The sequence below is a fragment of the Lelliottia sp. AC1 genome (assembly GCF_023278595.1).
Taxonomy (GTDB): Bacteria; Pseudomonadota; Gammaproteobacteria; order Enterobacterales; family Enterobacteriaceae; genus Enterobacter; species Enterobacter nimipressuralis.
This window is the reverse complement of record NZ_CP025699.1, coordinates 697173-722472: the sequence shown is the minus strand read 5'-3', so window position 1 is coordinate 722472 and position 25300 is coordinate 697173. Positions and strand designations below refer to the sequence as shown.

Genomic DNA, 25300 nt, shown 5'->3' with positions numbered 1-25300 from the left:
GTTAAACTCCTAACTTCCATGACAGGGTACGCAGCAGATCGGCAAACACGCCCGCCGCCGTCACATCATTCCCTGCGCCATAACCGCGAAGTACCAACGGTAATGGCTGATAATAGTGGCTGTAAAACGCCAGGGCGTTTTCGCCGTTTTTCACTTTAAAGAGCGGATCGTTCCCGTCCACTTCAGCAATCTTCACGCGGCACACGCCGTCGTCTTCGATGTTGCCAACATAGCGCAATACTTTGCCTTCATCACGGGCTTTTGCGATACGTGCCGCAAAGTCGTCATCGAGCTGCGCTAAGCGATCCATAAAAGTAGCGACATCGCCGCTGTCATCAAAACCTGCAGGCAGCACCGGCTCGATGACGATATCCGACAGCTCCAGCTCACGGCCGGTTTCACGGGCGAGGATCAGCAGCTTACGCGCGACATCCATGCCCGAGAGATCGTCACGCGGGTCTGGCTCGGTATAGCCCAGCTCACGCGCTTCACGGGTGGCTTCCGAGAGGCTCATCCCTTCATCCAGCTTGCCGAAAATAAACGACAGGGAACCGGAGAGAATGCCGGAGAAGCGCTGCAATTCATCACCCGCGTTCAGCAAGTTTTGCAGGTTCTCAATGACCGGCAGCCCCGCGCCGACGTTGGTGTCGTAGAGGAACTTACGGCGAGACTTGCTGGCCGCGGTGCGCAGCTGATGGTAGTAATCCATCGACGAGGTGTTGGCCTTTTTGTTCGGCGTCACGACGTGGAAACCTTCGCGCAGGAAGTCAGCATACTGATCGGCGACGGCCTGGTTTGAGGTACAGTCCACAATCACCGGATTAAGCAGGTGATACTCTTTCACCAGACGAATCAGGCGGCCAAGATTAAACGGCTCTTTCGCCTGCGCCAGTTCGTCCTGCCAGCTTTCCAGATTCAGCCCGTGGACGTTGGTCAGCAGCGCTCGGGAGTTCGCCACGCCGCAAACGCGCAGATCGATATGTTTGTTCTTCAGCCAGCCCTGCTGACGCTTCACCTGCTCCAGCAGTGCGCCGCCCACACCGCCGACGCCAATGACGAACACTTCGATCACCTGATCGGTGTTGAACAGCATCTGGTGCGTGACACGCACCCCGGTGGTCGCGTCATCATTGCTCACCACAACCGAAATCGAGCGCTCGGAAGAGCCCTGGGCAATGGCCACGATATTGATGTTGGCGCGTGCCAGCGCGGCAAAGAATTTGGCGGAGATCCCGCGCAGGGTGCGCATTCCGTCGCCGACGACCGAGATAATCGCCAGGCGTTCCTGGATCGACAGCGGTTCCAGCAACTCTTCTTTCAGCTCCAGATAAAACTCATCTTCCAGCGCACGACGCGCACGGCCACAATCCGCCTGCGGCACGCAGAAGCTGATGCTGTATTCAGAGGAGGACTGCGTGATGAGCACAACGGAGATACCGTTGCGCGACATCGCGGCAAACACACGTGCGGCCATGCCGACCATGCCTTTCATCCCTGGACCGGAGACGCTGAACATCGCCATGTTATTGAGGTTAGAGATGCCTTTGACCGGCAAATCGTCTTCATCATGGCTCGCGCCAATCAGCGTTCCTGGCGCCTGCGGGTTACCGGTATTTTTGATGAGGCAAGGGATCTGGAACTGGGCAATCGGGGAGATGGTGCGTGGATGGAGGACTTTTGCGCCGAAATACGACAGCTCCATCGCTTCCTGATACGACATCGATTTCAGCAGCCTTGCGTCCGGCACCTGGCGCGGATCGCAGGTATAGACGCCGTCAACGTCCGTCCAGATTTCGCAGCAATCGGCGCGCAAACAAGCAGCCAGCACGGCGGCAGAGTAGTCGGAGCCGTTACGGCCCAGCACCACGAGTTCGCCCTTCTCGTTACCGGCAGTGAAGCCCGCCATCAGAATCATATGGTCAGCCGGGATTTTACTGGCGGCGATGCGACGGGTAGATTCGGCGATATCGACGGTGGATTCGAGGTAATGGCCCACCGCCAGCAGTTTTTCGACCGGGTCGATCACCGTGACATGGTGACCACGCGCTTCCAGCAGGCCCGCCATGATGGCGATTGAGAGTTTTTCACCGCGGCAAATCAGCGCCGCGTTGATGCCATCCGGGCATTGTCCCAGCAGGCTGATGCCGTGCAGGACATGTTTGATCTGTGCGAACTCTTGTTCCACTAAGGCTTTCAGCCGGGCGAGCGGGAAGCCTGGCTGGATATCTGCCAGCCCCTGAAGCAGCTCGGTAAAAATGCGCTCGGCATCGCTGATGTTCGGGAGAGCATCCTGGCCACCGATGGTTTTTTCAATCATCGCCACCAGGTGGTTAGTAATTTTCGCCGGGGCAGAGAGCACGGTTGCCACCTGCCCCTGCCTGGCGTTGCTTTCCAGGATATCGGCAACGCGCAGAAAACGTTCTGCGTTTGCCACTGATGTACCGCCGAACTTCAAGACTCGCATGGTTTACCTCGTGATCTTTGGTCGAAAAAAAAGCCCGCACTGTTCAGGTGCGGGCTTTTTTCTGTTTTTCCTGTTACGCGTCAGCCCGCATCGTTACCTGTGGTAATGATGATGGTTGTTGTAATGGTGGTGGTGCTAACGCGATTCATGGATGTTGTGTGCTCTGTGTTGTTTTCTGTCTGTCCTGTATTCTTTTAGGGTTAAAGTATCCGGCACTTTAAGTCAATGAATTTTTAATTTGATCACAATTTGTAACCCTTTCACGACCCGCTGCTTGCGGTTTTATTTTTATCCGGATACGACCAGTTGCAACCCTTATCGACAGACGGTTAAGCCATACGAAAAACAAATGTCAGGTTTTTATTCTGCCAATTTTTTTTCGATATCGTGCAGCAATCGGTGCAACATTGCCGTGTCGCGCTGCTCAAGCAACCCCAGTCGCTGATGAAGCCAGTCCACCATTTTCTGATCGTCAGCCACGCCAAGCTGGTTTAAGAGCGAGTGCGTTCGCGTGCGCAACGCCCGCAGCTGGTTTTCATCTCCGCCGTTCACATCGGGCGCGGGAATTTGCATTAAAGATGCTAATTGATAGCAATAGACCATCACCGCCTGGCCGAGATTGAGGGACGGATAATCCGCCACCATCGGCACACCGGTCAGCACGTCTGCCAGCTCCAATTCTTCATTGGTCAGGCCCGAATCTTCGCGGCCAAAAACCAGTGCCGCTTTGGTTAGCCACGTGCTTTTTTCCTCAAGCAGCGGCACCAGTTCGGTTGGCGTCGCGTAATAATGATACTTCGCCCGGCTGCGGGCGGTGGTCGCGACGGTGAAAGAAATGTCATGCAGCGCGTCGGCGAGTGTCGCGTAAGTGGTTATGTTATCGAGGATTTCACCCGATCCGTGAGCCACCCAACGGGCGGCTGGCTCGAGGTGCGCCTCGCTGTCTACGATGCGCAAATCGGTGAATCCCATGGTCTTCATTGCCCGGGCGGCAGCGCCAATATTTTCTGCTCTTGCTGGCGAAACCAGCACTATCGATAAGTGCATTTTTGCTCTCTTTTTAATCAGTTAGCCGGTAAAAGTGTGACGCAGCTCAACATATTACGCAGCGCGAATTTACAAAATTGCAACACAAATCACCGAAATAGCGTTTCACCATGAATTAAAAGCGCTAAACTGTTCCGTAACGGAACTAGTGATTCAAATGTTAACAGACATTAGTTATCCGTATGTTTAATAATGATAATACTCGTATTGATTGGTTTTTCGAATTGGATTCGCGTTGTTTATTAATCAATATCTGCAACTAGTTGGTTTATTGAAAAATTGTGACAAAGGCTAGCAATCAGATACGATGATTTCATCAAACTGTTAACGTGCTACAATTGAACTTGATATATGTCAACGAAGCGTAGTTTTATTGGGTGTCCGGTGTCACTTAGCCTGTTATGTTGCTGTTAAAATGGTTAGGATGACAGCCGTTTTTGACACTGTCGGGTCCTGAGGGAAAGTGCCCACGACCAAGCTAATGATGTTGTTGACGTTGATGGAAAGTGCATCAAGAACGCAATTACGTACTTTAGTCACGTTAGGCCGATCATGTTAATTTGCGACATGTATCAGGCAGGTCAGGGACTTTTGTACTTCCTGTTTCGATTTAGTTGGCAATTTAGGTAGCAAACATGCAGACCCCGCACATTCTTATCGTTGAAGACGAGTTGGTAACACGCAACACGTTAAAGAGCATTTTCGAAGCAGAAGGCTACGATGTCTTTGAAGCGACCGATGGCGCAGAGATGCATCAGATCCTTTCTGAAAATGATATCAACCTGGTCATCATGGATATCAACCTGCCCGGGAAAAACGGCCTTCTTCTGGCACGCGAGCTGCGTGAACAGGCGAACGTGGCGTTAATGTTCCTGACAGGCCGTGATAATGAAGTTGATAAAATTCTTGGCCTGGAAATCGGCGCTGATGACTACATCACCAAGCCGTTTAATCCTCGCGAGTTAACCATTCGTGCACGCAACCTGCTGTCCCGTACCATGAATCTGGGTACGGTGAGTGAAGAGCGTCGTAGCGTAGACAGCTACAAATTCAACGGCTGGGAACTTGATATCAACAGCCGTTCGCTGGTTAGCCCGAACGGTGAACAGTACAAACTGCCGCGCAGTGAATTCCGCGCCATGCTGCACTTCTGCGAAAACCCGGGCAAAATTCAGTCCCGTGCAGAGCTGCTGAAGAAGATGACGGGCCGCGAGCTGAAGCCGCACGACCGTACTGTTGACGTGACGATCCGTCGCATTCGTAAACACTTCGAGTCTACGCCGGATACGCCAGAAATCATCGCCACTATCCATGGCGAAGGCTATCGTTTCTGCGGCGACTTGCAGGAATAATCCCGCTCTCAATGCAGTAAAAACGGCGCTTAACGCGCCGTTTTTTTATTTCCAGATCCGTAACGAATCCGGGTTCTCTTCACTTTTCGGCATACTGCGCTTCACCTGTGTGAGCGAGTACCAGTCAAAGTGCCGCGTCAGATACATCACCGCAAACAGCGCTAACGCCAGCACGCCCGACCCCAGCAGCAGCGCGCTGTCTTCCGAACGCAGCAGGAACCACATCACACCGTCCAGGCCTAACAGCGCTACGACAAACACCGCGCTTCGCTTCCAGCCCTTCAGCACCGCCTGCAAATAAACCCCGTTCATCATCGCTCCGACCAGGCTTGCGATAATCCAGGCAGGGGTAAAGCCCACATGTTCTGACAACGCCAGCAGTACCAGATAGAACAGTACCAGCGACAGCCCCACCAGCAGATACTGCATCGGGTGCAGACGAAGGTGAGAGAGCGTTTCGTAGACAAAGAAAGCCATAAACGTCAGCGCAATCAACAAAATGGCATACTTAATGGCACGGTCAGTTAACTGATACTGATCGGCAGGCGTCGCCACCGTCACGCTAAAGGCTGGAACGTCACGAAACGAAGGTGTTTCACTCGCGCTGAACACGCTTTCAAGATTGTTCGCAAACCAGCTGCTTTGCCAGTGGGCCTGAAATCCTGAGGCGCTGATTTCGCGCTTCGACGGTAAGTAATCCCCCATAAAACCAGGGTGCGGCCAGTTGCTGCGCAGCGTCAGCTCGCTGTTACGCCCGACCGGCACGACGGAGAAACTGCCCGTCCCGTTGAGATTCAGCGCCATCTCCAGTTCGATATTTTTTGCATTAAGCGTCTCCCACGTCAGCGGAATGTGAATCCCCGCCTGCTCCCCCAGGATGCCGGAACCCGGCTCTACGGTCATGGTTTCGCCGTTCACTTTCGACACGTTCACCGCACCGATCCCACGCGCATCACCGACGCCGACGGCCACAAACGGCTGGCCCAGCGTGATGGTTTGCCCTTTGAGCTGGTCCAGCTTATCCGTATTAAATTGCGCTTTCAGTTTCAGATCAGTGCTCCAGATCTGCCCGTCGTAGATGCCGATGCTTCGGGATTCGACCTGCTGATTGCCATCAATCACCAGCGATTCCGGCAGCAAGAAGTGCAGGAAACTGCGCTTATGCTCAACCTGAACCTTATCTTCAATCGTGTAATAAATTTCCGTTACCGGAATCGCGATTAACGGGCCGGTGAGCTGCTGCGGCCCGCTGGTGCTTTGGCGCAGCGTATCTTCAACGTCATCGCGATAGCTGGCACGCTCCGAAATCAGGTTGCTTACCATAAACAGCGGAACTAACAGCAGCAGGATGCACCCCATCAGGGTGCTAACTTTCCAGAACAGGGGGGATTTTTTCATTGCCTTCTCCTTAGTGATGGAGAGAGCGTAACGTGGCTATGTGCGCGGAATTTGAAGTTATGTGAAGGGACGGTGAAGTGCCAAAATAGCCTCGACGCCGCCTGCTTCGCGATTGCGAAGTTGAATATCGCCGTGATGCAGACGCGTTACCTCCTGCACAAACGCCAGCCCAAGGCCGCTGCTCTTCAGGCCCGTTTCGCGCGGAAGAGAGTAAAAGCGCTCAAAGATGCGGGCCAGGGCGTAATCCGGAATACCGCTGCCGCTGTCGGTCACTTTCAGCAGGATCTGCTTGTGCGCCGCTTCAGCGGTGAGCGTGACACTCCCGCCGTGCGGCGTAAAGTCGATAGCGTTATCCAGCAGGTTGCCCAGCGCCTGCTCCAGCAAATCCGCGTCGCCCTCGACCGTCTGCACGTCAACCTGGCAACTCAGGTGGATATCTTTTGCTGCCAGCAGCGTTGCGCGCGCGTCGCTGATGCGCGTGAACAGCGCAGTCATATTGACGGTGCCGGGGATAATCTCCACGCGGTTTTCCAGCTTCGCCTGCTCCAGCAGCTTTTCGACCAGCGACTGCATCCGCGCGTTCTGCACCAGGATATTGTCGATAAACCGCGCGGCTACCGGCGGTGGCGGCTGCTCTGACAAGATCTCCGCCGCGCCGCGAATCGCCGCCAGCGGGCTTTTCAGCTCATGGGTCAGGGCGTGAACGTAATGCTCAATATAATTTTTGCCTTCGAGGCGGATACGCATGTTTTCCAGCGCCTGCGCCAGCTTGCGCAACTCGCTGCTGCCCGGATCGGGCAACGGCAGCGGCGTGTCGTGGGTCACAGAATCCGCGTAGCGCGACAGGGAGCTGATGGAACGGTTGATCCACCACGCCACAATCAGCCCTATCAGCAGGGCAATCCCCAGCAGCGCGCCGCCCGCCCAAAGAATGCGCCGCTCGCTGCGGTGGATCACCGGCGCCATAGCGCTGTTCGGTTTCCCCACCGACAGCACGCCGATGATTTTTCCCCGATCAACAATGGGTGCCGCCACGTACATCACGGTGCTCTCAGGGTCGTTGGGATCGTCCTGGGTACTGCGCGCGCCGTACTGCCCGCGCAGGGTGCGCCAGACATCATTCCAGCGCGAATAATCCTCACCCAGCCCTTTTCCGGTGGAATCAAACACCACTTTGCCCTGCGCATCGGTCATGTAGACGTGATATTCGTTGCGCACTTTGTAGATGCCGCCAATGTTGGCGCGAAACGGGCGTTGATGCAGCTGCGAGAAGGCCTGCGCAACTCTGCCGTTTTGGGGATCATTCGCCAGCAGATCGTCGCGCCCCACTTCCGCCAACAGCGTGGCGGTATCAATCAGTGTCCCCTCGGTGGCCCTGCGCACGCCGGGTTTCACCTCCTGCACAAAGATCGACAGCACAAACCAGGCGGCGATTGCGACAATCAGAAAATAGCCCAGCAGCAGCCGCATGCCGATGCGCATTACGACAGCCCCAGGCTGTAACCCATGCCGCGATGGGTGCTGATGGGCGAAAGGTCCGCATTCACGGCGCGCAGTTTGGCGCGCAGGGTTTTGATATGGGTATCCACGGTGCGATCGAAGCTGTCGCCATCCTCGCCCCAGACTTTGTCCATCAGCTGCTGGCGGGAAAACACCCGGCCAGGCGCGTGGAGCAAGGTTTTAAGCAGCAAAAATTCGTAGCGCGTTAAAAGTAATGCTTCGCCGCACCAGCTGATCTGCGCGGCGGGTTCGTTGAGTTCAAACTGCCCGATGCGCAGGATCTCCGAAGGCAAGGCCGATTTCTGCATCCGTCGCAAAATGGTCCGCACCCGGGCGCACACTTCGCGCGGCGAGAAGGGTTTGGCGACGTAATCATCGGCCCCCATTTCGAGGCCCAGCAGTTTATCCACCTCATCGCTGCGGGCCGTGAGGAACAGCACCGGCAGTGATGGATGTTGCGCCAGCAGCTGACGACAAAGCTCGAAACCGCTGATATCCGGCAGACCCACATCCAGAATCGCGAGCGCAGGCGCCTGACGCCGCGCCTCTTCGAGCGCAGGCAGCCCGCGTTCGAAGGACTTCACCGCAAAGCCTTCCTGCGAAAGCATGTAGATTAGCGTCTCGGCGATGCTGATTTCGTCTTCCACCAGCCAAATCAACGGTTGCTGCATCGGGTGCCCCTGAGTTAGCGCCACGGCATGATCGGCACGGCGCTCAGTGCGTTTTTCGGCGATCCCTCAACCACTTTATCGGAGTACGCGAGGTACGCCAGCGTATTTCGTTTTGCATCATAGAAACGCACGACCTGCAGTTTTTTGAACACCAGCGAAGTGCGTTTCTGGAACACCACATCGCCCTGCGCTTTGCCGTTTTTAATTTTGTCGCTCAGCTCCACCGGCCCCACCTGCTGACAAGAGATCGCCGCATCGGCCGTATCTTCAGCCAGCCCCAGCCCCCCTTTGATCCCGCCCGTTTTCGCGCGGCTGATATAGCAGGTGACGTTCTTCACATCAGGATCGTCAAAGGCTTCGACCACGATTTTATGGTCCGGGCCAAAGATTTTAAACACGGTATCGACGGAGCCAACTTCTTCGGCCAGCGCGTTACGACCCACTAACAGCATCAGAGCGGTGAAGATCAATGTCTTGTATTTCATATTGTTACCATTCTTTAAAATTGCATTGAGCGATTATTCAACAAACAGGATAAAAATGTAGCAAGATCACAGGATTAGCAATTTGATGCTCATAATGTGCGGCAAAAAGCATTAATGCGCAAAAAAAACACTGAATGCTAAAACATCAAAAAATGCTATTATCCGCTACCCTGTTATCAGGCACCTGCTGTTTTATGGATGAGGATAGTATATGGATCAGGCTGGAATTATTCGCGATCTGCTTACCTGGCTAGAAGGTCATCTGGACCAGCCTTTGTCACTGGATAATGTGGCGGCAAAAGCAGGTTATTCCAAGTGGCATTTGCAAAGGATGTTCAAGGATGTCACCGGTCATGCTATCGGTGCCTATATTCGTGCACGTCGTCTCTCAAAATCGGCGGTGGCCTTGCGCCTGACAGCGCGTCCGATTCTGGATATTGCGCTGCAATACCGTTTTGACTCGCAGCAGACCTTTACCCGCGCCTTCAAAAAACAGTTCTCGCTGACGCCTGCGCTTTATCGTCGTTCACCCGACTGGAGTTCGTTTGGCATGCGCCCGCCGCTGCGTCTGGGCGAATTTGCGATGCCAAAATATGAATTCGTCACCCTACCAGAGACGCACCTGATTGGCACGACGCAAAGCTACTCCTGTTCGCTGGAACAGATTTCCGAATTCCGTCATCAGATGCGCACCCAGTTCTGGCGCGATTTCCTGAGCCATGCCCCGGCGATCCCGCCGTTGCTGTATGGCCTGAACGAAACGCACCCAAGCCAGGAAAAGGACGACGAGCAGGAGGTATTCTACACCACCGCGCTCACGCCTGAGATGGCCAACGGCTATATTCAGGGCTCGAAGCCGGTCGTGCTGGAAGGCGGTGAATACGTGATGTTCAACTATGAAGGGCTGGGAACGGGTGTTCAGGAGTTTATCCTGACCGTTTACGGTACCTGCATGCCGATGCTGAATCTGAACCGCCGTAAAGGTCAGGACATTGAGCGCTACTATCCGGCCAGCGATGCTAAACCGGATGAAGGCCCAATCAATCTGCGTATGGAATTCTTAATTCCTATTCGCCGCTAACGCTGCAGTTCATCCAGCGCAGGGGCGTCCAGATGCGAGATGTCCCCTGCCATTTCCACCACCCAACCAGACGCCAGCCACGGGCTTTCCTGATAGTCGATGCGGGAAATAGAGCAGTTGCGCAGACGCAAACGGCGCTCGGCATAGGCCGGCAGCCCAAGAATGGTGCTCACCAGGCAGCCCAATGCGATACCGTGGCTCACCAGCAGCGGTCGGCTACCTGCCGGTAGCTTGAGGCAATCTGCCAGTGCCGCCTGAACGCGCACGCTCAGCCCCTGCATGGACTCCCCCTCAGGAATACGGCCATCTTCGGTGCCGTTGACCAGCGTACGACGCCAGCCCTCTTCCTGCTCCGTCAGAGAATCCACATGACGTTTTTCCAGCACGCCCATGTCGAGCTCGCGAAGGCGAGGATCGAGGATAATGTCGCACCCGCAGGCCTCAGCGATAATGCGCGCCGTTTGCTGCGTGCGCCCTAAATCGCTGGCGATAATGTGCGTGATGCCCAGGGTTCTGGCGCGCTCCGCAACCTGCCATGCTTGTTGCTCACCTTTGGCGGTGAGAGGACTGTCTGACTGGCCTTGAATACGTCGCTCGGCGTTCCACTGCGTTTCACCGTGGCGAACAAGGTAAACCTGTAACATGTTTTTTTCCGTTATACTGCGATGAGTTTTTTTTCGAATGAGCTTAATTATGCACCATGTTGTCTCTGCTACCACTAATCCTGCCAAAATTCAGGCAATTCTAAGGGCATTTGAAGAGATCTTCGGCGAAGGATCCTGCCATATTGACGCCGTCGGCGTCGAGAGCGGCGTCCCTGAACAACCTTTCGGAAGCGAGGAAACGCGCGCTGGCGCACGAAATCGCGTCGTGAATGCGAAAGCTCTGCGCCCGCAGGCCGATTTTTGGGTCGCGATTGAAGCGGGAATTGACGAAGGGGCAACCTTTAGCTGGGTGGTGATTGAGAGCCGCGAGCAGCGCGGAGAATCCCGTTCAGCGACGTTGCCTTTACCGGCTACCATTCTGGAAAAAGTGCGGGCGGGAGAAGCGCTCGGGCCGGTGATGTCGCACTACACCGGCATCGACGAGATTGGCCGCAAAGAGGGTGCCATCGGCGTGTTTACCGCCGGAACGCTGACGCGTTCGAGCGTTTACCATCAGGCAGTGGTGCTGGCGTTAAGCCCGTTTCATAACGCGATTTACCGTTGAAAACCAAGATGAGAGCTGATCTTTTGCAGGTCTGATAAGCGCAACGCCATCAGGCCTGCAATTGCTCTCTTTCCAGATGGCACCTCAGGCATTTTTCAGCAGCACTTCCTCAAGCCACTGGCGCAGCTCAACCGGGGCTGATTTCAGGCTGTTCGAACCACGGGTAATCGTAGCAATCCCCGCCCCCAGCTCATTCTTCAGCTCACGCTGGCTCATCTCCCCCCGCAGCAACTCTTCAATAATGCGCACGCGCGTCCCCAGCGCTTCGCGCTCGTCGGGCGTCAGGATCAGTTGCATCAGAGGCAGGTGCAGATCTTTCTCGTAGGACTGGCGAAGCAGCTCCACAAAACGAAGCCACTCCTGGTTGCGCTGTTCGGCCATCGCCGATGAATAAGGGGAATGCTGGGTCATGTTATGCCGCCGTTTGTACTCTTAGACGAGTACAAGCATAACACAACCCATCCGGATTAATACTTCCTCTGCCACTCCGCGTCGCTCATCAGGGTGTCTTTCTGCCCCATGAAGTAGCGGTAGTAGGCGTCATAGGCCAGCACATTCTTCACATAACCGCGCGTTTCGGAGAACGGAATGCTCTCGATAAACGCCACCGCGTCGATGCGCCCGGCGCTGTTGCCAAGCCAGGTGCGCACACGTCCAGGCCCTGCGTTATACGCCGCCGAAGAGAAGATGCGGTTATTGCCGAACTGCTGATACACATACTGCAAATAGCTGGTGCCGATGTTGATGTTGGTATCCGGATCCAGCAGCTGTGACGGGCTGCTGTAGCCTGGAATATTAAACATCTTAACCGTATGCGTGGCGGTCCCCGGCATAATTTGCATCAGGCCGCTGGCCCCCACCGGCGAGCGCACTTTCGGGTTCCAGGCACTCTCCTGACGGGCAATCGCCATCGCATAGCTCTGCGGGATATCTTTGCCGCTGGTGTAGCGATCAAACAGATCGTTGTAGGCCAGCGGGAAACGCTCTTCCAGATGATCCCACAGTTTTCCGGCGATCGTCGCCTGCACGCTCAGATCCCACCAGCGATTATCGAAGGCATAACGCGCCAGCTGGGCTTTTTCGTCAGTCGTGCGGCTGGTCACCAGGTTGGCCCACTCGCTGCGCGCGGTGTTATCCATGCTCCAGTACATCAGCTCGCGCACGCGCGCCATTTCCGGACCCTGCGTCAGGGCTGGATTGGCGTTTGTCGGGGCTTTGTCGATCTTCAGCGTGTACTCTTCGCCCAGACGCTGCGCCGCCGCCATCGGATAGAAACCGCGCTGCTGCATCAGGGAGTGGAGGATCTCTTTCGCTTCGTCATCGCGCCCGCGCTCCATCAGCAAATCGGCCTGCCAGTAACGCCACTCGTCCTTTTCTTTCGCATCCATCGGCAGGCGGGAGAGCCAGGTATTTAAACCACGGCGATCGCCGGTGCCGAGCGCCATACGCACACGGCGTTCAACCAGCGAGGTCGAGTTTGAGCGCATGATCGCATCGTCACGCCAGCGCGCCTGCTCGTCGGTCACATCGGTGCCCATTAGACGCCACGCGACGATATCGCGCAGCTCCTGGGTTTGATCGTCGTTGAGCTGCTGCGCCTGCACCAGCTGCGGAATCATCAGCCGTGCGTTTTCCACATCGTCACGCGCCACGCTGGTAAAGGCCACCGCCGCCATCTGGCGGGTGAAATCGGTCGCGCCCGTCGAGCGAGCAAACGTCAGCACAGAATTGGGATCGTTGGCGAGCTGGAGAACCGCCGTGGAAATGGTCTGGTAATCGGAGGGCATCTGCCCAGCCAGCGTGGTCACGAGACGCGTGTTGCCCGCTTTCATCGCCAGGCGAATACGTTCGAGATAGGCGAGCGGATCTTGCTGACCCGATGCGCGCCAGGCGCCAAACAGCGAGTCACAGGCGTTTGGCAGATTTTTGCCCGTCAGCCACAGATCTTTCGCTCCGCTCCAGGCTTCCTGCTGCTGCCCGGTCGCCCATTTGGCGTAATAGAAATTACACTGCGCTTCGGTGGTGCCCGGTTTTTCCGGGCTGAACGCCAGCAGACCGCGCCAGTCTTCGCGACGCGCCAGCTCGTTCACAAAGCGCGATTGCAGAGTGCGGGCGGGCGGTAGCGTCGGATTCGCCTGGATAAAATTCGCGACGGTGAGGGTCGGCTGGTTCATGAGATCGTCAGTGATCTGGCGGTATTCCAGATACGGATAGAGCGGATACTCTTTCAGCGTCGGCATCAGTGCCTGCACGGTATCCATCTGCTTACTGTCCCACGCCTGCTTGATTTGCGCATAGCGGTTACGCTGTTCATCCAGTGAATCGGCATGCGCTGCGTGGCTTATCGTCATCACGCATACGCTGGCAGCCAGCAGACGCCAGACCACCTGTTTGGCTTTTTCCACAAGCTCTTCCTCATTTTGTTGAATACCGTTGCGGCGTCGTGCCACATAAAAATGTAATGGATCTATGCTAACCAGGCATACCGCAACACGCCACGTTATGGACACTTTTTTACCTTTCTTGCGTGCTTTAACACTCCCGACGTTCCTGGCTGGGATTAGGCACTGAAAAAGGCTACACTTCGCAGCTGAATTCTATTTTCTTCACGATAAAAGAGGCGAAGTCCACGTGGCTCAATTCGTTTATACCATGCATCGTGTCGGCAAGGTCGTTCCGCCGAAACGTCATATTCTGAAAAATATCTCGCTGAGCTTCTTCCCGGGCGCAAAAATTGGTGTTCTGGGTCTCAACGGTGCCGGTAAGTCCACCCTGCTGCGCATTATGGCCGGCATCGATACAGACATCGAAGGTGAGGCTCGCCCGCAGCCTGGTCTCAAAATCGGTTACCTGCCGCAGGAACCGAAGCTGAACCCGGAACACACCGTTCGCGAATCCATCGAAGAAGCCGTTTCTGAAGTTGTTAACGCACTGAAAGGCCTGGACGAGGTGTACGCGAAGTACGCTGAACCGGACGCTGACTTCGACAAACTGGCGGCGCAACAGGGTAAATTTGAAGAAATTATCCAGGCGCACGACGGTCACAACCTGAACGTCCAGCTGGAGCGTGCGGCCGATGCCCTGCGCCTGCCAGACTGGGACGCGAAAATCGAAAAACTGTCCGGTGGTGAACGCCGCCGCGTCGCGCTGTGCCGTCTGCTGCTGGAAAAGCCAGACATGCTGCTGCTCGACGAACCAACGAACCACCTGGATGCCGAATCCGTCGCCTGGCTGGAACGCTTCCTGCACGACTTCGAAGGGACCGTTGTGGCGATTACCCACGACCGTTACTTCCTTGATAACGTGGCAGGCTGGATCCTGGAGCTGGACCGCGGCGAAGGTATTCCGTGGGAAGGCAACTACTCCTCCTGGCTGGAGCAGAAAGATCAGCGTCTGGCGCAGGAAGCGTCTCAGGAAGCCGCTCGTCGTAAATCGATTGAGAAAGAGCTGGAGTGGGTTCGTCAGGGTGCTAAAGGCCGTCAGTCTAAGGGCAAAGCCCGTCTGGCACGCTTTGAAGAGCTGAACAACTCCGAATACCAGAAACGTAACGAAACCAACGAACTGTTTATTCCACCAGGCGCGCGTCTGGGGGATAAAGTCGTTGAAGTGAGCAATCTGCGTAAATCCTACGGCGATCGCCTGCTGATCGACGACCTGAGCTTCTCCGTGCCGAAAGGGGCGATTGTCGGGATCATCGGTCCGAACGGCGCCGGTAAATCAACCCTGTTCCGCATGATGTCTGGTCAGGAACAGCCTGACAGCGGCACCATCACGCTGGGTGATACCGTGAAACTGGCCTCCGTTGACCAGTTCCGTGATGCGATGGACAACAGCAAAACCGTGTGGGAAGAAGTCTCCGGCGGGCAGGATATCATGCGTATCGGTAACACCGAGATGCCGAGCCGCGCCTACGTTGGCCGCTTCAACTTCAAAGGTGTGGATCAGGGTAAACGCGTCGGCGAGCTGTCCGGCGGTGAGCGTGGCCGTCTGCATCTGGCGAAACTGCTGCAGGTTGGCGGTAACGTACTGCTGCTCGATGAACCGACCAACGACCTGGATATCGAAACCCTGCGTGCGCTGGAAAACGCCATGCTGGAGTTCCCGGGCTGTGCGATGGTGATCTCGCACGACCGTTGGTTCCTGGACCGTATTGCCACCCACATTCTGGATTACCAGGACGAGGGTAAAGTGGAGTTCTTCGAAGGTAACTTTACCGAATACGAAGAGTACAAGAAACGCACGCTCGGCGCCGATGCGCTGGAGCCAAAACGTATCAAGTACAAGCGTATCTCCAAATAAGTGCCTGATTTGCCCGGCGGCGTTTTGCCTGCCGGGCAAACGAAAGAAAGCAGGCCGGGTAAGGCGTCACTGCCTCCCGGCATTCACACCCCAACGTAAAACCGCTTCACCTCATCAAACTGCATCGCAAACTGGATATAGCTCATCAGCGCAGGCGAATTCAGCTTCCGGCTCGGGTAGACCAGCCATAGTTCATTCCCCTCCACGCGCCATTCTGGCAGCACGGGCACCAGCGCCCCCTTCTCGATTTTATCTTCCAGCAAAAATGCGGGCAGCAGCGTGATTCCCGCCCCCGCAATGGCACTCTCCCTGGCGTAAACCAGGTTATCCGTGACATGCGCGTTGTCAGGCAGATGCCGATAATCCTCGTCGTTACGACGCAACAGCCACTCCGGCCAGGCTTTGTGAGTGATACAGCGGTGATCCACCAGCTGCCGTGGATGTTCCAGAGGAGCAAAGCGCGCCAGATAATCGGGCGAGGCCAGCAGGTAGCGCGGGCAGTTGCCAATCATACGGCCAATCAACGAAGAGTCCTGCGGCTTACCGGTGCGCAGCGCGACGTCATAGCCAGACTCCACCAGATCCTGCACATCATCTGAAATACAGACATCGAGTGACACATCCGGATAACGGCGCTGAAACTCCGCATTCAGATGCGCCAGCAGCGTGGCACCAATCCCCGCCGGGCTTGTGATCCGCAGCCGACCGCCGGGATTATCGCGCAGACGCTGAATGGCGTATTCCGCGCGCTCGCTCGCCGCCAGCATCTCGCGGCAGTGCACCAGATAGTGCTCTCCGGCATAGGTTAAATTGAGTTTGCGGGTGGTGCGGTTCAGCAGGCGGATACCGACCTGCTGCTCAAGCTGGCTGATTCGCTGGCTGACGCTTGATTTCGGCAGACCCGCTTTTTGCGCCGCCGCGGTAAAACTCCCCATCTCGGCCACCAGCGCAAACAGGGCCATATCCTGTAGCTGTTTAAACATGATTGTTCATCTCAAGCGAACACTTTGTTATTGATTGTCCATCTTATCACGCAACTGGTGACTTAATAGACTAGCCTCAACAAACGCATTCCATGAGGAGTTCACCATGTCCGTTAAAGCCATTGCCGTTAATCCAGACCAGCCTTCTGCTTTTATTGAGATCACGCAGCCCATGCCGCAGCCCGGCGAGCATGATTTGCTGGTTGAGGTGAAAGCCGTTTCTGTAAACCCGGTCGATACTAAAGTTCATGCCAGCCTGAGCAAAAACGGTCTGCAGGCGCCGCGTATTCTGGGCTGGGACGCCAGCGGAATTGTGAAGGCGGTCGGTGCGGGCGTTACGCAATTCAAAGCCGGTGACGAAGTGTGGTACGCAGGGGACATCACCCGTCCGGGCAGCAATGCCACGCACCAGCTGATTGATGCGCGCATCGTCGGCCACAAACCGCAAAACCTCGACTGGGCTGCCGCAGCGGCGCTGCCCTTAACCGCCCTGACGGCGTGGGAGGGATTGTTTGAACGGCTGAATATCCAGGACGCCGGATCGGACAAAACACTGCTGATCATCGGGGGCGCGGGCGGCGTAGGATCGCTGGCGATCCCCTTTGCCAAACACAACAGCCAGATCAAGGTGATCGCCACGGCGTCCCGGGAAGATTCGGCTCAGTGGTGCCGGGATCGCGGTGCAGATCTGGTGGTGAATTATCGCGACCTGCAAGGTGAACTGGCGAAGCACGACATTACCTTCGTGGATTACATTTTCATTCTTAACGATACCGACGGGCACTGGGCGGCGGTCAGCGAGCTGATTGCTCCGCAGGGGCATATTTGCACCATCGTTGAGAACGACCATCCGCTGGATCAAAGCAAGCTGAAGTCTAAATCTGCCGCGCTGCACTGGGAGTTCATGTATACCCGAAGCATGTATCAGACCGCAGACATGGCGCGTCAGGGTGAGATTCTGAATGAGGTCGCGAAGCTGGTCGAAAACGGTGTGGTGGAGAGTTCACTGAGTGAGACGCTGCAGGGATTAAGCGTGGAGAGCATTAGCGAAGCGCACCGCAAAGTGCTGGACGGGCATATGCGCGGGAAGGTGGTAGTGCAGTTCTGAGGTCATACCCCCTCTTTCTGCCCTCTCCCTGTTTGGGAGAGGGGATCATTCGGAGCAGCGCTTTACGCCTGCTCACCCATCAACGTCTTCACCAGCTCCACGCAGCGCAGGAAGCGGCCATCGTAGTCCGACTCCTCCACATGGACAAACTCCACGTTATTCTCACGCAGCATATCCACCAGCATGGTCTGGAACTCTTTGCGGTCGACAGAGCTGCCCAGGCTGCGCATCCCATCGGCGACCCACGGCGTGTTGTTTTCCAGCAAAATCACCAGATCGAAGCGATACTCATCGATCAGCGCCTGAACAAACGGATGCTCACGGCCCTCGTACTTTTTACAGAACGCCTGAGTGGTCACGAAATCCGTATCCACAAACGCCACTTTGTTCGCGTATTTCACCGCGAAATCAATGTACTGCGCATGGCCCAGCGCGATTTTGTCGTAATCGGAATACTGGAGCGCCATCTCATCGCCGCCCAGGTGTGAGAAGACGTAATCGCGCCCATACTCCCAGGCACTGGTGGTGTTGAAGATATTCGCCAGCTTGTTGACCAGCGTAGATTTACCGCTCGATTCACCGCCCAGAATCGCCACCGTGCGCACGAAGAACGGCTTCACTTCCGTTGGGATGTAATCCCAGTAGCGGAAGGGGTTTTCGCGGATTTGCGCGCCGCTGATGTTCATGAAGGTGCGCTTAGGATCGATCAGCACCGTTTCCGTTCCGAGATGTTCGCGGAACTGCGGCGCATCGGACTCTTCAGAGGTATAGATCCAGTTCGGGGCTATCCCCTTCTCTTCCATAAAGGCTTTGATGCCGTTACTCCACACATCCCAGCCGTGCGGATACGGCTCCATGCCCTCTTCGTTAAAGGCATGAATACGAATGTTTTTTTGGTATTTGAACGTCTGCAGCAGCCAGCGCAGACGATCTGAGACAGTCGGCTGCTGGGACATGGCGCTGTCTTCGAACAACGCGCGATCACGCGTGTCATCGTAACCCATGATGATATGCAACTCATCCACCTGGCTACAGGCGCGCTGAATCAGATAGATATGGCCGGTATGCAGCGGATAAAACTTGCCAAATACCACGCCGATATTCTTTTGCATGCGCGGAAATTCGAGGCCCAGAAAGCGGTGCAGCGCCTCAAGTTTTTGCGCGCTCGGGCTTTTGATTTTGGCATTCAGAAGCTGGCTTAAATAGCCCTTGGTCATCCCGCTGGCTTCCGCCACCTGCTGCAAAGTACAGCCTTTCTGGCGGATCGCGGTTTTAAGATAGTCAAATGTTGACACAAGAGCCTCCTGCTAAGTGAGGCGGGTCAGCAAAACGCTCCCGCCAAAAAGATACGCACGTTAATATTATAAGTCGTCAAAGACGCTTAACGCATCCGACAGTTTTTTCACCGGGAAAATTTTCATCCCTTCCGGCACTTTTTTCGGTACGTTGGCAGCAGGGACAATGGCACGACGGAAACCGTGTTTCGCCGCTTCGGAGATACGCTCCTGGCCGCTCGGGACCGGGCGAATTTCTCCGGCCAGCCCCACTTCGCCAAACACCACCAGATCCTGCGGGAGCGGTCGGTTGCGCAGGCTGGAGACCATCGCCAGCAGCAAGGCCAGATCGGCACTGGTTTCTGTCACTTTCACGCCGCCCACCACGTTAACGAACACATCCTGATCCGCCATTTGCAGGCCGCCGTGGCGGTGCAGCACCGCCAGCAGAATCGCCAAACGGTTTTGCTCAAGCCCGACCGCCACGCGACGAGGGTTGCCCATCATCGATTGATCCACCAGCGCCTGTATCTCAACCAATAGCGGCCGCGTCCCTTCCCAAAGCACCATCACCGAGCTGCCGGCAGTCTCTTCGTCGCCGCGGCTCAGGAAGATGGCCGATGGGTTGCTCACTTCACGCAGCCCCTGTTCGGTCATGGCGAAAACGCCCAGCTCATTCACCGCACCAAAACGGTTTTTATGGCTGCGCAGGGTGCGGAAACGGGAATCCGCATCGCCGTCGAGCATCACGGAGCAGTCGATACAGTGCTCAAGCACTTTCGGACCGGCCAAAGAGCCGTCTTTGGTGACGTGGCCGACCATCACGATAGCCACGCCGCGCGTCTTAGCAAAGCGCGTCAGATAGGCGGCGGTTTCACGCACCTGCGCCACGCTGCCCGGCGAAGACTGAATATCCGCCATGTGCATGACCTGGATGGAGTCGATGACCATCAGCTTCGGCTGCTCTTCGTCAGCAATCATACAGATTTGCTCGATACTGGTTTCCGACAGCATATTCAGATTGCCGGTCGGCAGACCGAGACGGTGTGCGCGCATCGCGACCTGCTGCAAAGACTCTTCACCGGTCACGTACAGGGTTTTCATCTGTTCCGCGAGTTTGCACAGCGTTTGCAGCAGCAGCGTCGATTTACCGGCGCCGGGGTTACCGCCGATCAGAATCGCGCTGCCCGGCACCACGCCGCCGCCCAGTACGCGGTCAAACTCTTTAAAACCGGTGGAAAAACGCGGCACTTCATCGAGGCTGATCTCGGAAAGTTTTTGTACCTTCGAGACGCCAGCGTTGCCCGCATAGCCGCTCAGACGCTCGTTACGGGCTACGGTTGGCGAAGCGGCCACACGCACTTCGGTGATGGTGTTCCAGGCATGGCAGGCGCTGCACTGCCCCTGCCAGCGCGGATAATCCGCACCACATTCATTACAGACAAATGCGCGTTTTGGAGCTTTCGCCACGGTTTACCTCTTTATTTCTGATTCACGCTGCCGGAGAGGATGCAGAACACCCCCATCAGATCGGCGTGACGAATGGTGACTTCCGTCTTTTCGTTTACTTTTGGCTTGGCATGATAGGCAATGCCCAGCCCGGCCACTTTAATCATTGGCAGATCGTTCGCGCCGTCACCGATGGCGACGGTCTGCGTGACCGGAATTTCATATTTTTCCGCCAGACGCGTCAGGGTGTTGGCTTTGTACTGGGCATCCACGATATCGCCGATCACTTCGCCGGTCAGTTTACCGTCGCGGATCTCCAGTTCGTTCGCCACAACAGTAGTCAGGCGCAGTTTGTCGCGCAGGTAGTCCGCGAAGAAGGTGAAGCCGCCGGAGGCAATCGCCACTTTCCAGCCGAGGGTTTCCAGCTTCATTACCAGTTGGGTGAGGCCAGGCATCAACGGGAGTTCATCACGCACCTGACGCAGGATGTTGGCATCGGCCCCTTTTAACGTGGCGACGCGCTGCTTCAGGCTGGCGGCAAAATCGAGTTCGCCGCGCATGGCGCGTTCGGTCACTTCCGCCACCATCTCGCCGCTACCGGCCAGTTTCGCGAGTTCGTCGATGCACTCGATCTGAATGGCGGTCGAATCCATATCCATCACCAGCAGTCCTGGCGTTTTCAGATGCGGGATCTTCCCCAGTGGTGCCACGTCCAGCCCGGCTTCGTGGGCCAGGCGGGTTGCGCGTTGTGTCAGAGATCCGGCCAGACGCAGCACCTGATAATCTTCCACGCACCAGGCCGCCACAATCACCATCGCCGCGCCGAGCTTGGTTTGGTATTGCGTCAGGCGTTGCTTATCCAGGCCACGGCCATACAGCAGCCAGCCGCTACGCCCCGCATGGTAGTCCAGAGGCATGACCTCGTCGCCACTTAATGAGAGCGGCAATCCTGGCCATAAAGAGACGTCATCGGTCAGGTCGCACCAGGTAATGTTCGGCATTGAAGCTCCTGTAAATTGGTTCGCGCCGGAAGGTTCCAGGGGGAAAATAACGCATGAGGCTACCCTGTAACCATCACTTCTGGCAACATTAAGCCGTAAATTTTCAGCAGGTGGAATATGGCTCGCGCAAAACTGAAATTCCGGCTTCATCGTGCAGTGATTGTCCTGTCCTGCCTCGCGCTTCTGGTGGCGCTGATGCAAGGGGCATCCTGGTTTAGCCAGAATCATCAACGACAACGTAATCCGCAGTTCGAAGAGCTGGCGCGAACCCTGGCGCGTCAGGTTACCCTGAGCGTTGCACCCGCAATGCGCACCGAGACGCCGGACGATAAACGCATCGCCCAAATACTGCGTCAGATTACGGAAAACAGCCGTATTCTGGATGCGGGCGTCTACGACGAACAGGGCGATCTGATTGCCCGCGCCGGTGAGCACGTTGACGTGCGCGACCGTCTGGCGCTCGACGGCAAAAAGGCTGGCGGCTATTTCAATCAGCAAATTATCGAGCCGATTCAGGGCAAGAATGGCCCGCTGGGCTACCTGCGTCTGACCCTCGACACCCACACCCTGCCGACCGAAGCCAAGCAGGTGGATAACACCACGAATATTCTACGCCTGATGTTACTCCTTTCGCTGGCGATTGGCGTCGTGTTAACGCGCACGCTTTTGCAGGGCAAACGCACGCGCTGGCAGCAGTCGCCTTTCCTGCTGACGGCCAGTAAATCGGTGCCGGAAGAGGAAGAGAGTGAGAAGAAGGATTAATGGTAAAGTGGGTGGACGATTCGGAAAGGAAATCTGCCATGACGACACTACGCCTGCTTATCTCTGACTCTTACGATCCCTGGTTCAACCTCGCGGTGGAAGAGTGCATCTTCCGCCAGATGCCTGCCACACAGCGCGTCCTGTTTCTCTGGCGCAACGCCGATACGGTGGTCATTGGCCGCGCGCAGAACCCGTGGAAAGAGTGCAACACCCGGCGCATGGAAGAGGACAACGTGCGTCTGGCCCGTCGCAGCAGCGGCGGCGGCGCGGTATTCCATGACCTCGGCAATACCTGCTTTACCTTTATGGCCGGTAAACCGGAGTACGATAAAACCATCTCCACCGCGATTGTGCTCAATGCCCTGAACGCCCTCGGCGTGACGGCAGAAGCCTCCGGGCGAAACGATCTGGTGGTCAAAACCCCTGAAGGTGACCGTAAAGTTTCCGGTTCAGCCTATCGCGAAACCAAAGATCGCGGTTTTCATCACGGCACTTTACTGCTTAACGCTGACTTGAGCCGTCTGGCGAACTATCTCAATCCCGACAAGAAAAAGCTGCAGGCCAAGGGGATTACCTCGGTGCGCGGTCGCGTGGCAAATCTGGTGGAACTGCTGCCAGGCATCACCCATGAGCAGGTCTGCGAGGCAATTCGTGAGGCGTTTTTCGAACACTATGGCGAGCGCGTCGAGGCGGAAGTGATCTCCCCGGACAAAACGCCGGATTTGCCCAACTTCGCCGAAACCTTTGCCCGGCAAAGCAGCTGGGAGTGGAACTTCGGCCAGGCACCGGCGTTCTCGCATCTGCTGGATGAGCGTTTCACCTGGGGCGGCGTAGAGCTGCATTTCGACGTTGAACGGGGCATTATCACGCGCACGCAGGTGTTTACCGATAGCCTCAATCCGGCCCCGCTGGAAGCGCTGGCGGCCCGTTTGCAGGGATGTTTGTATCGCGCGGAGAGTCTGCAGCAAGCGTGTGACGCGCTGTTAGGCGAGTTCCCGGAGCAGGAAAAAGAGTTGCGGGAGTTGTCGGCGTGGATAGCGAAAGCGGTGCGGTGACAGAAAAGCCCGCAAGCGGGCTTTAACATTGCAGGCCGGGTAAGACGGAGAAGCCACCCGGCAAACAGACTTACTCTTTATCGCCCAGCAGAACGGATTCCAGCGCGATTTTGATCATGTCGTTGAAGGTGGTCTGACGCTCAGCGGCAGTGGTCTGCTCGTGAGTACGGATGTGGTCAGACACGGTGCAGATGGTCAGCGCTTTCGCACCAAACTCAGCCGCTACGCCGTAGATGCCCGCCGCTTCCATTTCCACGCCCAGGATGCCGTATTTTTCCATCACGTCGAACATTTCGCCGCCGTCCGGTGCATAGAACAGGTCAGCAGAGAAGATGTTACCAACGCGCGCATCAACGCCCAGCGCTTTCGCCGCATCAACCGCGTTACGCACCATGCCGAAGTCAGCGATGGCTGCAAAGTCGTGGTCTTTGAAACGCATACGGTTGACTTTGGAATCGGTGCAAGCACCCATACCGATGACGACGTCACGCAGTTTCACGTCCATACGCACTGCACCGCAAGAGCCCACGCGGATGATTTTCTTCACGCCGAAATCGGTGATCAGCTCTTTGGTGTAGATGGAGCAGGACGGGATACCCATACCGTGACCCATCACAGAGATTTTGCGGCCTTTGTAAGTACCTGTGAAGCCCAGCATGCCGCGCACGTTGTTCACTTCACGCACGTCTTCGAGGAAGGTTTCCGCAATGTGCTTCGCGCGCAGCGGGTCACCCGGCATCAACACTACGTCCGCGAAATCGCCCATTTCTGCATTAATGTGTGGGGTAGCCATCTTCAGATCCTTTTAAAATTGTCGTTTTGTCGGGTGGCGGCTGCGCCTGACCCGACCTACTAAATCGTAGGCCCGGCGAGCGTAGCGCTGCCGGGCATGCGCATCACAGCATGTTTTTGCCGTAGTCCATTGGCGACGTACCGAAGTAGCTCGCAATGGTCTGGCCGATATCCGCGAAGGTTTCGCGGTGGCCCAGCGATCCTGGTTTCACTTTCGGTCCGTACACCAGCACAGGAATGTGCTCGCGGGTGTGGTCGGTACCGGTCCAGGTTGGGTCGCAGCCGTGGTCAGCGGTCAGGATGATAATGTCATCTTCCCCCACCAGCTCCAGCAGCTCCGGCAGACGGCGGTCGAACAGTTCCAGACCGGCAGCATAACCGGCGACGTCGCGACGATGGCCCCAGGAGGAGTCGAAGTCTACGAAGTTGGTGAAGACGATAGTCTTGTCGCCCGCTTCTTTCATCTCTTTGATGGTGGCGTCGAACAGCGCGTCCAGACCGGTGGCTTTCACTTTTTTGGTGATGCCGCAGTTGGCGTAGATGTCTGCGATTTTACCGACAGAAACCACTTCGCCCGCTTTCTCATCAACCAGTTTCTGCAACACGGTCGGTGCTGGCGGTTCTACGGCCAGATCGTGACGGTTGCCGGTACGCTGGAAGTTGCCCGGTTTGTCGCCGATAAACGGACGAGCAATTACGCGGCCAATGTTGTAGCCGCCTTCGGTCAGCTCTTCACGCGCGATTTCGCACAGCTCGTACAGACGATCCAGGCCGAAGGTCTCTTCGTGGCAGGCAATCTGGAACACGGAGTCAGCGGAAGTGTAGAAAATCGGCTTGCCGGTTTTCATGTGCTCTTCGCCGAGCTGATCCAGAATCACCGTACCGGAGGAGTGGCAGTTACCGAGGTAACCCGGCAGATTGCCGCGCTCAACCAGCTTGTCCAGCAGCTTCTGCGGGAAGCTGTTTTCGTGATCGGAGAAGTAGCCCCAGTCGAACAGAACCGGTACACCGGCAATTTCCCAGTGACCAGACGGGGTATCTTTACCCGAGGAAAGCTCGTGCGCCCATGCATATGCGCCGATCACTTCTGCGTTAGCGTCCATACCGGCCGCCACTTTACCAGTCGAACCTTCATGCGCTTTCACCAGACCCAGGCGGGTCAGGTTTGGCAGCGTCAGTGGGCCCTGACGGCCATTGTTCGCTTCGCCTTTCGCACACGCTTCTGCGATATGGCCCATGGTGTCGGAACCGACATCACCAAAGCGGTCTGCATCTTCTGTAGCGCCGATGCCGAATGAGTCCAGCACCATAATAAATGCACGTTTCATATGTTCTCCGTACTTATGTGCTTCAAAAATTCATAAAAAACC

24 protein-coding genes and 1 other annotated feature are annotated in these 25300 nt (G+C 56.2%); of the genes, 7 read left to right on the top strand and 17 right to left on the bottom strand.

Annotated elements, in window-relative coordinates:
* Nucleotide 1: 1 nt before the first annotated feature.
* From thrA to yjjY, 4 genes are all read right to left on the bottom strand, one after another.
* Nucleotides 2-2464 (bottom strand): bifunctional aspartate kinase/homoserine dehydrogenase I, encoded by a 2463-nt coding sequence (gene thrA / locus C0560_RS03445; protein WP_100777711.1) that lies wholly within the window; start codon nt 2462-2464, stop codon nt 2-4.
* A 23-nt stretch (nt 2465-2487) separates the two neighbouring features.
* Nucleotides 2488-2606 (bottom strand) — a sequence feature (Thr leader region).
* Complete coding sequence (thrL, locus tag C0560_RS03440; RefSeq protein ID WP_107704209.1) at nt 2545-2613, bottom strand: thr operon leader peptide; 69 nt, start codon at nt 2611-2613, stop codon at nt 2545-2547. (Overlaps the previous feature by 62 nt.)
* Nucleotides 2614-2824: 211 nt before the next feature.
* On the bottom strand, nt 2825-3511 hold the full coding sequence (locus C0560_RS03435; protein WP_142503578.1) for a tRNA/rRNA methyltransferase: 687 nt from the start codon (nt 3509-3511) through the stop codon (nt 2825-2827).
* 399 nt (nt 3512-3910) lie between these two features.
* The gene (gene yjjY / locus C0560_RS03430; RefSeq protein ID WP_001303782.1) at nt 3911-4051 is read right to left on the bottom strand and encodes a protein YjjY; all 141 of its coding nucleotides are present in this window, start codon (nt 4049-4051) and stop codon (nt 3911-3913) included.
* Between the two features lie 95 nt (nt 4052-4146).
* On the opposite strand from yjjY, the gene arcA reads away from it, so the two are divergent.
* A complete protein-coding gene (gene arcA / locus C0560_RS03425) occupies nt 4147-4863 on the top strand; it encodes a two-component system response regulator ArcA (protein WP_006174002.1) in 717 nt (238 codons plus the stop codon).
* Between the two features lie 45 nt (nt 4864-4908).
* Here the strand turns inward: arcA and creD are convergent, their stop codons facing one another.
* Genes creD through creA form a run of 4 tightly spaced genes read right to left on the bottom strand, consistent with a single transcriptional unit; the run spans nt 4909 to nt 8917 of the window.
* Nucleotides 4909-6261: a cell envelope integrity protein CreD gene (gene creD, locus C0560_RS03420; RefSeq protein ID WP_123429518.1), complete on the bottom strand. Its 1353-nt coding sequence runs from the start codon at nt 6259-6261 to the stop codon at nt 4909-4911.
* 57 nt (nt 6262-6318) lie between these two features.
* Nucleotides 6319-7743: a two-component system sensor histidine kinase CreC gene (gene creC / locus C0560_RS03415; RefSeq protein WP_248859632.1), complete on the bottom strand. Its 1425-nt coding sequence runs from the start codon at nt 7741-7743 to the stop codon at nt 6319-6321.
* Nucleotides 7743-8432: a two-component system response regulator CreB gene (gene creB / locus C0560_RS03410; RefSeq protein WP_100777715.1), complete on the bottom strand. Its 690-nt coding sequence runs from the start codon at nt 8430-8432 to the stop codon at nt 7743-7745. The genes creC and creB overlap by 1 nt, the downstream gene beginning before the upstream one ends.
* A gap of 14 nt (nt 8433-8446) precedes the next feature.
* Nucleotides 8447-8917, bottom strand: coding sequence for a protein CreA (creA, locus tag C0560_RS03405; protein WP_100777716.1), 471 nt, complete (start codon nt 8915-8917; stop codon nt 8447-8449).
* Nucleotides 8918-9128: 211 nt separating this feature from the next.
* Here creA and robA point away from each other — a divergent pair, with 211 nt between their 5' ends.
* On the top strand, nt 9129-9998 hold the full coding sequence (gene robA, locus C0560_RS03400) for an MDR efflux pump AcrAB transcriptional activator RobA (RefSeq protein WP_100777717.1): 870 nt from the start codon (nt 9129-9131) through the stop codon (nt 9996-9998).
* Here robA and gpmB read toward each other — a convergent pair.
* Nucleotides 9995-10642, bottom strand: coding sequence for a 2,3-diphosphoglycerate-dependent phosphoglycerate mutase GpmB (gene gpmB / locus C0560_RS03395; protein WP_248859630.1), 648 nt, complete (start codon nt 10640-10642; stop codon nt 9995-9997). The two genes, robA and gpmB, sit on opposite strands and share 4 nt — an antisense overlap.
* A gap of 49 nt (nt 10643-10691) precedes the next feature.
* Here gpmB and yjjX point away from each other — a divergent pair, with 49 nt between their 5' ends.
* Nucleotides 10692-11207 (top strand): inosine/xanthosine triphosphatase, encoded by a 516-nt coding sequence (yjjX, locus tag C0560_RS03390; protein ID WP_123429520.1) that lies wholly within the window; start codon nt 10692-10694, stop codon nt 11205-11207.
* Between the two features lie 84 nt (nt 11208-11291).
* Here yjjX and trpR read toward each other — a convergent pair whose 3' ends face one another.
* Nucleotides 11292-11618 (bottom strand): trp operon repressor, encoded by a 327-nt coding sequence (trpR, locus tag C0560_RS03385; RefSeq protein WP_100777720.1) that lies wholly within the window; start codon nt 11616-11618, stop codon nt 11292-11294.
* A 56-nt stretch (nt 11619-11674) separates the two neighbouring features.
* Nucleotides 11675-13612, bottom strand: a complete 1938-nt coding sequence (sltY, locus tag C0560_RS03380) for a murein transglycosylase (RefSeq protein WP_102104552.1) — start codon at nt 13610-13612, stop codon at nt 11675-11677.
* A 226-nt stretch (nt 13613-13838) separates the two neighbouring features.
* Here sltY and ettA point away from each other — a divergent pair, with 226 nt between their 5' ends.
* Nucleotides 13839-15506 carry an energy-dependent translational throttle protein EttA gene (ettA, locus tag C0560_RS03375; RefSeq protein ID WP_100777722.1) on the top strand — a complete coding sequence of 556 codons (1668 nt, stop codon included), beginning with the start codon at nt 13839-13841 and terminating at the stop codon, nt 15504-15506.
* 83 nt (nt 15507-15589) lie between these two features.
* Here the strand turns inward: ettA and C0560_RS03370 are convergent, their stop codons facing one another.
* Nucleotides 15590-16489 (bottom strand): LysR family transcriptional regulator, encoded by a 900-nt coding sequence (locus tag C0560_RS03370; RefSeq protein WP_123429522.1) that lies wholly within the window; start codon nt 16487-16489, stop codon nt 15590-15592.
* Between the two features lie 106 nt (nt 16490-16595).
* On the opposite strand from C0560_RS03370, the gene C0560_RS03365 reads away from it, so the two are divergent.
* Entirely contained in the window at nt 16596-17597 is a 1002-nt protein-coding gene (locus tag C0560_RS03365) for a zinc-binding alcohol dehydrogenase family protein (RefSeq protein WP_100777724.1), read from the top strand.
* Nucleotides 17598-17659: 62 nt separating this feature from the next.
* Here C0560_RS03365 and nadR read toward each other — a convergent pair whose 3' ends face one another.
* From nadR to serB, 3 genes are all read right to left on the bottom strand, one after another.
* Nucleotides 17660-18892 (bottom strand): multifunctional transcriptional regulator/nicotinamide-nucleotide adenylyltransferase/ribosylnicotinamide kinase NadR, encoded by a 1233-nt coding sequence (gene nadR / locus C0560_RS03360; RefSeq protein WP_100777725.1) that lies wholly within the window; start codon nt 18890-18892, stop codon nt 17660-17662.
* 66 nt (nt 18893-18958) lie between these two features.
* Nucleotides 18959-20341, bottom strand: a complete 1383-nt coding sequence (radA, locus tag C0560_RS03355) for a DNA repair protein RadA (RefSeq protein ID WP_100777726.1) — start codon at nt 20339-20341, stop codon at nt 18959-18961.
* Between the two features lie 11 nt (nt 20342-20352).
* The gene (gene serB / locus C0560_RS03350) at nt 20353-21321 is read right to left on the bottom strand and encodes a phosphoserine phosphatase (protein ID WP_248859628.1); all 969 of its coding nucleotides are present in this window, start codon (nt 21319-21321) and stop codon (nt 20353-20355) included.
* Nucleotides 21322-21438: 117 nt separating this feature from the next.
* On the opposite strand from serB, the gene C0560_RS03345 reads away from it, so the two are divergent.
* Both C0560_RS03345 and lplA read left to right on the top strand, forming a co-directional pair.
* Nucleotides 21439-22083: a YtjB family periplasmic protein gene (locus C0560_RS03345; RefSeq protein ID WP_100777728.1), complete on the top strand. Its 645-nt coding sequence runs from the start codon at nt 21439-21441 to the stop codon at nt 22081-22083.
* A 38-nt stretch (nt 22084-22121) separates the two neighbouring features.
* Nucleotides 22122-23138, top strand: a complete 1017-nt coding sequence (lplA, locus tag C0560_RS03340; protein WP_248859627.1) for a lipoate--protein ligase LplA — start codon at nt 22122-22124, stop codon at nt 23136-23138.
* A 70-nt stretch (nt 23139-23208) separates the two neighbouring features.
* Here the strand turns inward: lplA and deoD are convergent, their stop codons facing one another.
* Both deoD and deoB read right to left on the bottom strand, forming a co-directional pair.
* Entirely contained in the window at nt 23209-23931 is a 723-nt protein-coding gene (deoD, locus tag C0560_RS03335; RefSeq protein WP_100777730.1) for a purine-nucleoside phosphorylase, read from the bottom strand.
* 103 nt (nt 23932-24034) lie between these two features.
* Nucleotides 24035-25258, bottom strand: coding sequence for a phosphopentomutase (gene deoB, locus C0560_RS03330; RefSeq protein WP_100777731.1), 1224 nt, complete (start codon nt 25256-25258; stop codon nt 24035-24037).
* Nucleotides 25259-25300 lie beyond the last annotated feature (42 nt).

What these genes read in the sequence shown, in the direction of transcription:
- trpR (WP_100777720.1), bottom strand. Translation starts at nt 11,618, where the DNA reads ATGACCCAGCATTCCCCTTATTCATCGGCGATGGCCGAACAGCGCAAC.
- creC (WP_248859632.1), bottom strand. Translation starts at nt 7,743, where the DNA reads ATGCGCATCGGCATGCGGCTGCTGCTGGGCTATTTTCTGATTGTCGCA.
- lplA (WP_248859627.1), top strand. Translation starts at nt 22,122, where the DNA reads ATGACGACACTACGCCTGCTTATCTCTGACTCTTACGATCCCTGGTTC.
- deoD (WP_100777730.1), bottom strand. Translation starts at nt 23,931, where the DNA reads ATGGCTACCCCACACATTAATGCAGAAATGGGCGATTTCGCGGACGTA.
- yjjX (WP_123429520.1), top strand. Translation starts at nt 10,692, where the DNA reads ATGCACCATGTTGTCTCTGCTACCACTAATCCTGCCAAAATTCAGGCA.
- C0560_RS03435 (WP_142503578.1), bottom strand. Translation starts at nt 3,511, where the DNA reads ATGCACTTATCGATAGTGCTGGTTTCGCCAGCAAGAGCAGAAAATATT.
- serB (WP_248859628.1), bottom strand. Translation starts at nt 21,321, where the DNA reads ATGCCGAACATTACCTGGTGCGACCTGACCGATGACGTCTCTTTATGG.
- arcA (WP_006174002.1), top strand. Translation starts at nt 4,147, where the DNA reads ATGCAGACCCCGCACATTCTTATCGTTGAAGACGAGTTGGTAACACGC.
- deoB (WP_100777731.1), bottom strand. Translation starts at nt 25,258, where the DNA reads ATGAAACGTGCATTTATTATGGTGCTGGACTCATTCGGCATCGGCGCT.
- thrA (WP_100777711.1), bottom strand. Translation starts at nt 2,464, where the DNA reads ATGCGAGTCTTGAAGTTCGGCGGTACATCAGTGGCAAACGCAGAACGT.
- creB (WP_100777715.1), bottom strand. Translation starts at nt 8,432, where the DNA reads ATGCAGCAACCGTTGATTTGGCTGGTGGAAGACGAAATCAGCATCGCC.
- C0560_RS03370 (WP_123429522.1), bottom strand. Translation starts at nt 16,489, where the DNA reads ATGTTTAAACAGCTACAGGATATGGCCCTGTTTGCGCTGGTGGCCGAG.
- creA (WP_100777716.1), bottom strand. Translation starts at nt 8,917, where the DNA reads ATGAAATACAAGACATTGATCTTCACCGCTCTGATGCTGTTAGTGGGT.
- C0560_RS03345 (WP_100777728.1), top strand. Translation starts at nt 21,439, where the DNA reads ATGGCTCGCGCAAAACTGAAATTCCGGCTTCATCGTGCAGTGATTGTC.
- C0560_RS03365 (WP_100777724.1), top strand. Translation starts at nt 16,596, where the DNA reads ATGTCCGTTAAAGCCATTGCCGTTAATCCAGACCAGCCTTCTGCTTTT.
- creD (WP_123429518.1), bottom strand. Translation starts at nt 6,261, where the DNA reads ATGAAAAAATCCCCCCTGTTCTGGAAAGTTAGCACCCTGATGGGGTGC.
- gpmB (WP_248859630.1), bottom strand. Translation starts at nt 10,642, where the DNA reads ATGTTACAGGTTTACCTTGTTCGCCACGGTGAAACGCAGTGGAACGCC.
- robA (WP_100777717.1), top strand. Translation starts at nt 9,129, where the DNA reads ATGGATCAGGCTGGAATTATTCGCGATCTGCTTACCTGGCTAGAAGGT.